The organism is Kocuria sp. ZOR0020 (assembly GCF_000800955.1).
GTDB classification, from domain to species: domain Bacteria; phylum Actinomycetota; class Actinomycetes; order Actinomycetales; family Micrococcaceae; genus Kocuria; species Kocuria subflava.
The window spans coordinates 1-10,068 of sequence record NZ_JROX01000151.1 but is presented as its reverse complement, the minus strand read 5'-3'; the positions used below and the strand labels follow the sequence as shown (position 1 = coordinate 10,068).

Here is a 10,068-nt window from a genome sequence, read left to right as displayed (position 1 = left end):
CGCCCCTGGCGGAGAACCGCTACCCACACTCAGCTGTGAAGGCCCACTTTAGGTCTGGGATGGGAGGCCCGTGATCGTGGGCGTGACCGAAACCCGGCGTGGGAGGTCACCGGGGTCAGTGAGGAGATGATCGAGGAGTTCTCCACCCGCTCCCACGACATCGATGCTGAGACGGATCGGCTGATCGCCGCCTACACCGTCGAGCACCGCAGACGCCCCACAGCGACGATGATCGTGCGCCTGCGAGCCCAAGCGACGCTCACCACGAGACCCGATAAGCAGGTGCATTCGCTGGCTGATCTGACCGCCGGCTGGCGGGAACGCGCCACCGGTCTGTTGGGTGAGGACGCCACGGCCTGGGCCAGCCGCATCGCCCAACCACAGGAGGCTCCGTTGTTGCGGGCTGATGATGTGCCACTGGAACTGGTTGCCGAGCTTGGGCAGTCGGTGGTGGAGGTGGTGGGTGAGAAGCGCTCGACGTGGCGGCGCTGGAACCTCCACGCCGAAGCCTCTCGTCAATCCATGCAGTGGCGGTTCGCCTCGGTGCAGGACCGGGAGGCGATCGTGGGCATGATCGCCGACGCCGCCGAGAACGCCTCCCTGCGGTTGAGCCCGCCGGAGTTGGCGGCCAGCCCGGCTGCTTTCCGCCGCCCGGACGGGTCCAGCGTGTTCCGCCCGAAGCACTCGACCGTGTTCTCTTCTGAGACGCTGTTGGCGGCCGAAGACCGGCTCATCGAACGCGCAACCACCCGCACCGGTCCCACCGTAGGGCCTGAGTTGATGGAGGAGGTCACCGGCCAGAAAGACCGGGAAGGCAGGGTGCTCGGCCCGGACCAGGCCGACGCACTCACCCGTGTCGCGGTCTCGGGTCGGATGCTCGATGTGCTGGTAGGCCCGGCTGGTGCGGGTAAGACCACCGCCATGAACGCCTTACGCCGGGCGTGGGAGAAGGAACACGGGCGTGGTTCGGTCGTGGGATTGGCCCCGTCTGCGGTGGCCGCCCAAGTGCTGGCCGATGATCTGGGAATCCAGACCGAGAACACCGCGAAATGGTGGCAGAACCACCTCACCACCGGTGAGATGTTCAACCCTGGTCAGCTGGTCATTATTGATGAAGCATCCCTAGCCGGCACCCTGTCACTGGATCGGATCACCGGACTCGCTGCTGAGGCCGGGGCGAAGGTGCTGCTGGTCGGCGACTACGGCCAGCTCCAATCCGTGGACGCGGGTGGGGCGTTCGGGATGCTGGTGGCCGAACGCGACGATGCGCCAGAACTGGTCGAGGTCCACCGGTTTATCCATGAGTGGGAGAAGACCGCCTCGCTCGATCTGCGCCACGGCCGCACCCGCATCATCGACACCTACCTCGAACACGGACGTATCGCTGATGGTGATGCCGAGGACATGATCGATGCCGCCTACCAGGCATGGCGCACCGACCGTGAAACAGGCAAAGCCTCAGTGCTGATCGCTGAAACCCGAGACGATGTGACGGCTCTGAACACCCGAGCCCGTGCTGATCTGATCATGGACGGCACGATCACCCCGAGCCGAGAAGTGACCCTGACCGACCGCACCCAGGCCGGAGTCGGCGACACCGTGATTACCCGTCGCAATGACCGGCGACTGCGCTCGATGCGAGATTGGGTGCGCAACGGCGAGAGATGGCAGATCACCGACGTGCGGGACGACGGGTCAATCACCGTGCGTAAGCCCGGCCGCCGCACCGGGGCGATCGTCCTACCAGCCGACTACGTGGCCGATCACCTTGACCTGGGATATGCAGTGACCGCGCACCGCGCCCAAGGCATCACCACCGACACTGCGCATGTCCTGGTGGAGCCAACCACCACCAGAGAGAATTTCTACGTCGCCATGACCCGCGGCAAGGAGTCGAACAGGGCATGGGTAGTGCTCGACCGGCCCGACGACCACGCCGCCCCGCACCCCTCAGACAACGAAGAAGCCACCGGCAAAACCGTCCTCTACGGGGTGTTGCAGCATTCCGGGGCCGAGCTCTCGGCCCACGAGACCTCACCGCCGAGCAAGACCACTGGGGCTCGCTTGCACAGCTGGCCGCCGAGTACGAGACCATCGCCGCAGCCGCCCAACACGACCGCTGGGCCAGGTTGATTCGAGACTCCGGGCTGACCGCCGACCAGGCTGAGGCTGCCCTGACCTCAGAAGCCTTCGGGGCACTGACCGCCGAGTTGCGCCGGGCCGAGGCGAACCGGCATGACGTGGATGCGCTGTTCCCGCGTCTGGTCGGTGCTCGTGGGTTCGAGGACGCTGACGATGTTGCCAAGGTCATGCACTACCGGGTGGCCCGCGCCACCAGCCGGCCCGCCGGGTCCGGACGCACCCGTAAGGCTCCTGCGCTGATTGCTGGACTCATCCCACACGCCGCCGGCCAAATGAGCACCGAGATGCGCCAAGCACTCACTGAACGGCGCGAACTGATCGAGGCCCGGGCCGATGCGGTCCTGGATACCGCCATTGACCAGGGCGAGCCCTGGACCGAGGCCCTGGGCGAGCAGCCCATCGATGAACGTGGACAGGCACGGTGGCGGCACTCAGCTCGTACGATCGCCGCTTACCGGGATCGCTATGACATCACCGATGACACACCACTGGGTGCCCCGCCAGAAGTGGGGGCGCAGAAGATCGACCATACCCGCGCCACCACAGCACTACGACACCTCACCCCGAAGGCCGCGCCGGAGCGGGATGAGCCCCGGCGCGATCCTGTCGGTGTCGACCGCGGCGGCCCCACCCTCTAACCACCGGAGCTGCCTACGGGCTCGTGAACCAGGTACTAGAGACTGCGGGCTTGCTCCTGTAGTGAAGGGGTCGACGGGGTGATGGTGCGGTCCAACAGGCCGGATCTTGCGGGAGTGGACTCTTCGACGTGGCCCATGAGCTCACGGACATCCTTGGGATCAGTCACCACATCGGCGATGCCGCGTTTGAGCAGTTCGTTCGCACCTGTACTGGCGGCACTGGTGACTGGGCCGGGCACCGCACCGGCGCCTCGGTCGAGGTTACGGGCCTCGACCGGCACGAGCATCGCCATTGATCGGATACCAGCCTCGGTGACCACCGTGGTACCCGAGAGGGCGGCCATCAGACGAGTACGAGCGATGAACCGATGCCGAGTCGGTTCCGCTCCGGGTGGGGCTTCGCTGACCAGCGTGCCGAGGTCACCGATCCGGCCCAGCATCTCGGCATGACCCGATGGATACAGCCTGTCCACCCCGCCAGCCATGACCGCCACCGTGCTCCCACCAGCAGCCAGCGCTGCCCAGTGAGCCTCACCCTCGACACCGTAGGCACCACCGGCAACGATGATGTGCTCTCTGCGGGCTAGATCATCGGCGATCTCCCCGGTCACCGTCATTCCGTAGGAGGTGGCGGCGCGGGCGCCGGTGATCGTCACCCGTTCCTTCACGTCGCCGGTCAGCATTGAAGTTGCCCCGCGGGCCCACAGCACAAACGGAGCACGAGGCCCCAGATCGTTCAGACTCTGCGGCCAGTGTTCATCGGCGGGGATGAGAGCGGCGATACCACTGGCCTTAGCCTGCGCGAGGCGGTCTGTCAGATCGTCGGGGATGCGGGTTGCCATCCGGTTCCGCCAGGCGATCCCATCGGCCCGGTTCATCCCCGGCACCGACGCCTGAGCATCATCGATGAGTCGGAGGGTTTCGACACCGCCAACACGGGCCAGCACCCGTCCGGTGGGAGCGTCGTTGGGGTCCGCGATCATCGATAGCACCATCCGGGCGCCCCGCTCACCCCGGACTTGTTCTGCCAGCTGCACCATGATCTTGTGCTCCCTTCGGCGCGTGTGTTGGTGTGCTGGCAAGGTGCACACACCAGGGACACGGCTCCCGTGCGGGAGGTCGAGGGGTTCCGCCTGCTACTGCTCAGACATAGAATGGGGGATAGAGGCAGGTTCTCAACTCTGCGGGTCCCTCGGGACAGCCCTGTAAGGGGCACTCATACACGTACTGCCTCAGCAACATTTACGTGTTTGGAGGCCCGCCATGTTCCGACTCATCTGGTTCGTCAGCATCCACATCCGCTACTTCATGCGCCGGGTGATGCCGACCAACATCGTGCTCGACAAGATTCGAACCCGATCCGGTCTCAAATGGGGTGTGCCGACGATGCTGCTGGCGATCCCATACCTTTACGCCGCGAGCCTGCTGACCGTCATCATCCAAGACGGCGGACCGGGATGGCTGAATATCTTCGTACTCATCGCCTTGTGGTCGGCGTTGAAAATGCTCTGGATCGGCCCCATCAGTCTCGTCCTCCTGGTCCGCGTTCGGCTCTAGGAAAAGCCTGCTCGACGGTGGCCTGCTCTTTGCGACAACGTGCGGTTACCTGTCGCACAGGCTGCCGGGGTGCCGCGCCGTCGGTAGGTTGCATAGACAGTGTCTTACCTAGGTCCATGCCTGGTTTCTGTCGGCAGGGTGCGCGGTTGGCGAGCCAGACGCGCGTGACACGTCCCGCTGACGAGCTCCTCTGGCGACTAAACTCAGGGTTATGGCGGAATTCCAACAGGTGGCAGACGGTCGCACGACCAGTGTCTACCAGGACGCTGTCCGTCTCCTGCTCCTCTTGAGCGCAGCCTCTGAACCTCTGCGGGAGCCTCCTCCCAGCGATGCTCCCGCTGACGCTGTCGCAGTTCTACATTCGCAGGTTCTTCTCCAGAAGCTGGATTTCTGGCTCCGGAACCCCGATTACCTAGCGGACGAGCTGATTTCTCGTTTCGAGCGCGACGGAGATCACGATGATCTCAACCTTGCTCGACAAATCCTGGAGAGCGATGAACCCGAAGTTCGTTCTCACCAGATGCTCCGATTTCTGTTTGGCGCCTACGAACCACTTGATGAGGCTTTATCGGTTCTGCGTACGCCCGGCCTGGTAGTCCGCCGCAGGCAGGGCAGACCGCGACGTACGGCACAGCATGATTACTACCTAACGTTGTCAGGCAGGGCCGCCGCCCAGAAGATCGTTGAGACAGTCCCCGAGCTTGCGTACTACGTCGAGCGCTCAACTCTGGTCGCCGACCTCGCGGCTGGCCGCCGCGGGAGCGCACTGCGTGATATCCAGTACCTCCAGCCCGAGTACGCCGATGCCGCATTGGGAACAAGGATCGCCGGCATCGCAGACCGGGCGAGACAGCGCTTGCGGGACGTGTTAATTGGTCTGGAAAGGGAAGAGAAGTAGTGAACGAAGGAAGCAACACCCTCATCGAACGAATCTCTGATGCCTCTTCCTGCACAAAGGAGGTGGTCGAGCAGACCCTGACCGACTACGGCTTGAGTCTTACGACCAGCAACCGTCGCCACCGCAACATCCGCATCGACCGGCTACGAATCCGGGGAGAGAAAGCGGGGGAAATCGAGCCCGGATTCTTCGATGAGACTTTCACCTTCGAGCTTGGCGTCACCGTCATCGCCGCAGGCAATCTCCGAGGAAAGACCAGCATCCTTGAAGTGCTCACTCTCGTACTTCGAGGAGAGCCGCGCAGTCTCCAAGCCGATGTGCTGTCCTGGCTCACGGACGTCTCTCTCGATGTCCACATCAACGGGGAACCGATCAGTTTCCGTCTGTCTATGGAAGCCTCCCAGATTACCCAGGGCTACATTCTGGGAGGTAGTGCGAAGGATCTGATAGGGGCCGGCGGCTCAATCACCGCTGACATTACCGAGTTGGCTCGCGCCCAGAGCAACGAGGAGTGGGCCGAGCAAGTGGGCGGGTTCATGATGAATCAACTCGGACTGGACGAGATTCAGGTCTTCAACCGATCCCGAAACGACGATGAAGCTGGAATCATCAAGGCACATCGCTGGCCCGCTTACTTCAGCGTCCTTTATCCCCCCTCTGGAGCTGAGACTATCTTGCTGGGTGGCACAGCAGGGGATCAACTTCCAGTCAGACTGATGCAAGTGTTCCTTGACATGCCCGAAGCAACCCGGTCGATGCGTGTCCGGGCCTTGGCTCAGCGCCTCGACAGCGAATTCAAAGCGGAACAACGACGCGGTCGAGACGCCAACGCAGCGATAGCGAAGCAACTTCAGGATGCGAAGGATCGGCAAACCACTGCGGAGTCCCGCCTTGAAGAACTTCGTGCACAAGCACCCGCTCAGAGTCTTCAAGAGCTGACGCGGCTTGCGGCCGCAGCGGGTGAACGCGTTGCCTCCGCTAGACAAGTAGCCGACGCAGCGGCAGCAGCTTTCGCCGATGCGCAAGCTGCTCGCATCGCCGATGAAAAGGCGCTGAACGCGCTTCGCGAGTCGAAAGCAGCCAGCGTCTTGTTCCACGGCTTGAACCCTCAGTCTTGCCCGCGTTGTGAAACGCCGATCAGCGATGAGCGCCGGACCCAGGAAAATGACACCCACCATTGCGCAGTATGTGACAACGCACTGCTTGTCGAGGACGAAGACGACTACGCCGAGCGGGAACGCCAGTGCTCCGATGCACTTACCGCCACCCGCGCGGCAGAGAAGGCACTGATCGACGCCAAGAGCAGTTCGCACAGCGATCTTGAAGCCGCGCAGACGAACCTCGACTCGATAGATGCGCAGATTGCACAGGCTCAGGCCGCGCACCAGATGACTGAACGGGTTCAGGCGGAGCACGAATTCGCTGCGGCAGCGGCCGTCGTCGAAGCACTGCAAGCGATGGCCCGGGAAGATACTGATCCTCCCGACGCTGTGGTGGTTCTCGGTGCGGCGGATCAGCTTCTCCGCGATGAGATCAGACATGTAAGCGCAGAGCTCTACTCGGACCTCAGCGATGCCACACGTGACCTCGCGATCTTGTTTGGGATCGGTGAGCTGGAGAACATCAGGATCAAGGCGAACGGCAATATGGACGTCACCAAGGGTGGAGGTGCACGGTCCAGCTTCAGCGCTCAAAGCCCCGGCGAGCGCCTTCGCCTGCGCTACGCGCTGGTAGTTGCGCTACTGCGAACCGCGCGAACTCGCGGCATCGCAGGACACCCCGGCCTCTTGTTGCTGGACAGCCTCAAAGCAGAGGAAGTACAAGACGATCACGCACAGACGTTGTTGCAAGGTCTCGTCACCGCGGCCGCTGAGGAACCAGGGCTACAGATTCTCGTCACGACCGCTGACACGACGTTAGCAACATCAGTGTCAGGGGTAGCCGCGACAATCGTCCCGAAACCCCAACGCACATCCTTGTTCTAGAAATGAGACAAGTTCGCGCGTTCAACCTCCGAGGAGGCAACAATGTCGGTCGCTGAGCGTCTGGTCGCTGACCTCACCGACCCGCAGCCTCCTGCTCTAGACGCATTGGGGAAAATTTCGGAAGTAGCGGCCGAAGCGTATGAGCTCGCTGCCAACCCTCAAGCTCCACGCCTGGCCTCAGCATTCCGTGCGCAGCTTCAGGCCGGACAGTGGACCAAAGACCACGAAACCGCCTTCTTGAGATTCGTCAAAGGGCTGGCCCAGCAACGTAGCTACCTTGCCCTTCGAGAGGCAGCAGACGTTGTACTAGACGACGAACAAACCCTCGGCTTGGCAGGCCAAACTCTTCACGACGCTCTGCTGCCAAACGCCGAGATCATCACTGACAGCCCACTCGTGGCGGGCCTCCGGTTGGACATCGCACTCGAAGTAGTCGCGCGGACTTCGGTCGCTCCGTACCAGCTGCTTTCTCTGCTCACCAGCTCAGTCCAAGGGTACCCAGAGGACTTCGAAGACCCACTCGCACGCGCGATTGGCATCGCCGCCGACATCTGGACGAGTCCTGCTGAACAGCAGCGATTTTCCGCCACTCTTGCTGAACTGGCGGAGCGAGGTAGCGAAGATGCCGCTTACGAGAGCGCGGTGGTCCGGCTACGGGACGCTCTCACGGAACAGAACAAGGAAGACTTGCTCAATAAGCTCCGCACCGCACGAGACCATTTCGACGCTCTCGCCGGCCGGTACGATGCACGTGACGATGCTGGTGCCTTCGCTCAAACATGCACCGCCGTGATCGCTTTCGAAGAAGCGGACAGGATCGCGCTCGCAGCGTCTGCTCAGGCAGCCCGCACCCTGTCCACTCGCCGAGCTCTTCTGGTTCATGGCATGCATAACCGCCACCAGACCACTGCCCGACGATCAGCGGAGCTTGCCTGGACATCGCTGGCTTGGCATCTAGAGACTGCCGCGATAGAGATCGAGGAAGACAGCTTTCTTGATACCTGGGTCGCAGTTGATGCGCTTATTGCGGTCTATGAAGCCGATCGGCAACTCACCAACCTAAAGACCGTCTCCACGCTTATTCGACCCCGGCTCGTAAACCAGATTGCTCGGCGCAATGCGATGGCACATCAGCTCGACCGCGCGGTCGCAATCGACAGGAAGCGGTACGTCCCCGAGCTTCCGCAGGAAATCTACGAACTGGTCGATCTGGTATATCGTGCGCGATCAGCCGGACGTGAGCCTGCCGATGACCCCGAGGAGTCATCTCATGACGGCACTTATCTTGGAGCGCTCCTAGGTCCAGCCACCGTTGTCCTTGATGAGCTATCCGACTCCGCCCGAGCCCGGCTTGAAGAGGCTGCTCGCCAGTGGTTCGTTGGCACCTACGCACCTGGTCGACCACAAAACGAACTGATAGAGGGAATCGTTGCCCGTCTGATGGACGAATTAGAAGAGAACGAGGCATTTGTTGGCTCGACTAGAGCAAACTTCTCTCTCCTAGTCTTATATACGGTCAGATTCCTCGTCTATGTCGGCGACAGTGCGCAGCCATACACAAGCCCCATTCGTCCTAGCGATTCCACGCCACTTGAGTCAGAGTTGCAGAAGCACTTTCATCAGTTTCTTTGCGCAACTGATCTTGCCGGTCGTGTCGGCATGGAGCACCAAAATATCGCTGGGGGCCGTGCTGATGTCATCACGACTTTCGACGGTGCCCAACGGTACGTGACGGAAGTCAAGCGTGAACTCAATGACGCGGGTCGTGAGAAACTCGAGAAAGCATACCTTGCCCAAGCACTGGAGTATCAGTCAACTAGTCAACCCTTAGGCCAGCTGTTAGTTCTGGATCTCACTGACCACTCGTCAGGAACGCCCCACATCAACGACTCAATCTGGGTGACTCATCATCGAGACATTGAGGGTCGGGCGATGAGCAGCGCGATTGTCGCCGTCGTGAGAGGCAACAGGCCGACGCCCAGTTCGATGCATTGACTCATTGCGACGGAACTGCAGTCGCTAGTGGACGTTCCACGGAGGCTGGGGTCACGTCTCGTTACTCTAACTCAACCCGTGACGGGGTCCTCGTCCGCCTGGGCGAATCGTGACCCCCTGAGAGGCCAGGACACGACGAATCGTCTGCTGGCTCACTCCGAACTTCAGCCCCACCTCAACCAGTGTAGCCCCACCCTTGTACAGGCTCACGACCTCAGCGTGATCCTCCCGAGCTACACCCTTGCCTCGGATGGGAACCGAGCGACGCACCAGATGCGCAGCCGCAGTACGCCTGACTCGTGCCACTTGAGAGCTCCTGGCTGACTTGGCCGGTGTTGTCGCTGGTCAGAGTCCTGTGGCGGGGGTCGGCGACACACTAATCGGGTGGGTAGGGTCGGACCGTGGTGTTCGTGCGTAAGGTCCGGACGGCGTCGGGGGCGACGGCGGTGCAGATCGCTGAGCGCCGGGGCGGGCGGGACAAAGTCCTCGAGCACCTGGGCTCAGCGCACACCGAGGCCGAGCTGACCGCGCTGTTGGAGGCCGCCCGGGTGAAGATGCACCCGGGTCAGGGCGAGCTCGACCTGAGCGCGGGCGCGGTGCCGGCGGGGCAGTCGGTGATCACCGGCAAGTGCAGCGCACTGCTGTGGCACGTGCTGACCAGCGCGTACGCCAGGTTGGGGTTCGATGCCCTGGGCGATGAGGCGTTCAAGGCGCTGGTGCTGGCGCGGATCGTGGAACCCACGAGCAAGGCCGACTCGCTGCGGGTGCTGGACGAGCTCGGTGTGCCGCACGCGTCGCTGCGCACGATGTTCCGGTGCCTGGCCCGGGCCCAGGAACGCGGCTACCGCGACCA

Annotated in this window: 5 protein-coding genes and 2 pseudogenes; 6 read left to right on the top strand and 1 reads right to left on the bottom strand. The window is 62.5% G+C overall.

Annotation, left to right across the window (positions count from 1 at the left end; all coding sequences use genetic code 11):
* Positions 1-45 precede the first annotated feature (45 nt).
* Positions 46-2,780: pseudogene (locus L979_RS15090) on the top strand (AAA family ATPase); the annotation flags it as partial.
* 35 nt (positions 2,781-2,815) lie between these two features.
* Here the strand turns inward: L979_RS15090 and L979_RS09330 are convergent.
* A complete protein-coding gene (locus L979_RS09330) occupies positions 2,816-3,820 on the bottom strand; it encodes a DNA-processing protein DprA (RefSeq protein WP_047691944.1) in 1,005 nt (334 codons plus the stop codon).
* Between the two features lie 223 nt (positions 3,821-4,043).
* On the opposite strand from L979_RS09330, the gene L979_RS09325 reads away from it, so the two are divergent.
* From L979_RS09325 to L979_RS09305, 5 genes and pseudogenes are all read left to right on the top strand, one after another.
* The gene (locus tag L979_RS09325) at positions 4,044-4,337 is read left to right on the top strand and encodes a hypothetical protein (RefSeq protein WP_047691943.1); all 294 of its coding nucleotides are present in this window, start codon (positions 4,044-4,046) and stop codon (positions 4,335-4,337) included.
* Positions 4,338-4,548: 211 nt separating this feature from the next.
* Complete coding sequence (locus L979_RS09320) at positions 4,549-5,235, top strand: hypothetical protein (RefSeq protein ID WP_047691942.1); 687 nt, start codon at positions 4,549-4,551, stop codon at positions 5,233-5,235.
* Entirely contained in the window at positions 5,235-7,220 is a 1,986-nt protein-coding gene (locus L979_RS09315; protein ID WP_047691941.1) for a hypothetical protein, read from the top strand. Before L979_RS09320 ends, L979_RS09315 begins: the two co-directional genes overlap by 1 nt.
* Before the next feature lie 42 nt (positions 7,221-7,262).
* Entirely contained in the window at positions 7,263-9,215 is a 1,953-nt protein-coding gene (locus tag L979_RS09310; protein WP_047691940.1) for a hypothetical protein, read from the top strand.
* A 401-nt stretch (positions 9,216-9,616) separates the two neighbouring features.
* Positions 9,617-10,068: pseudogene (locus L979_RS09305) on the top strand (IS1634 family transposase); the annotation flags it as partial.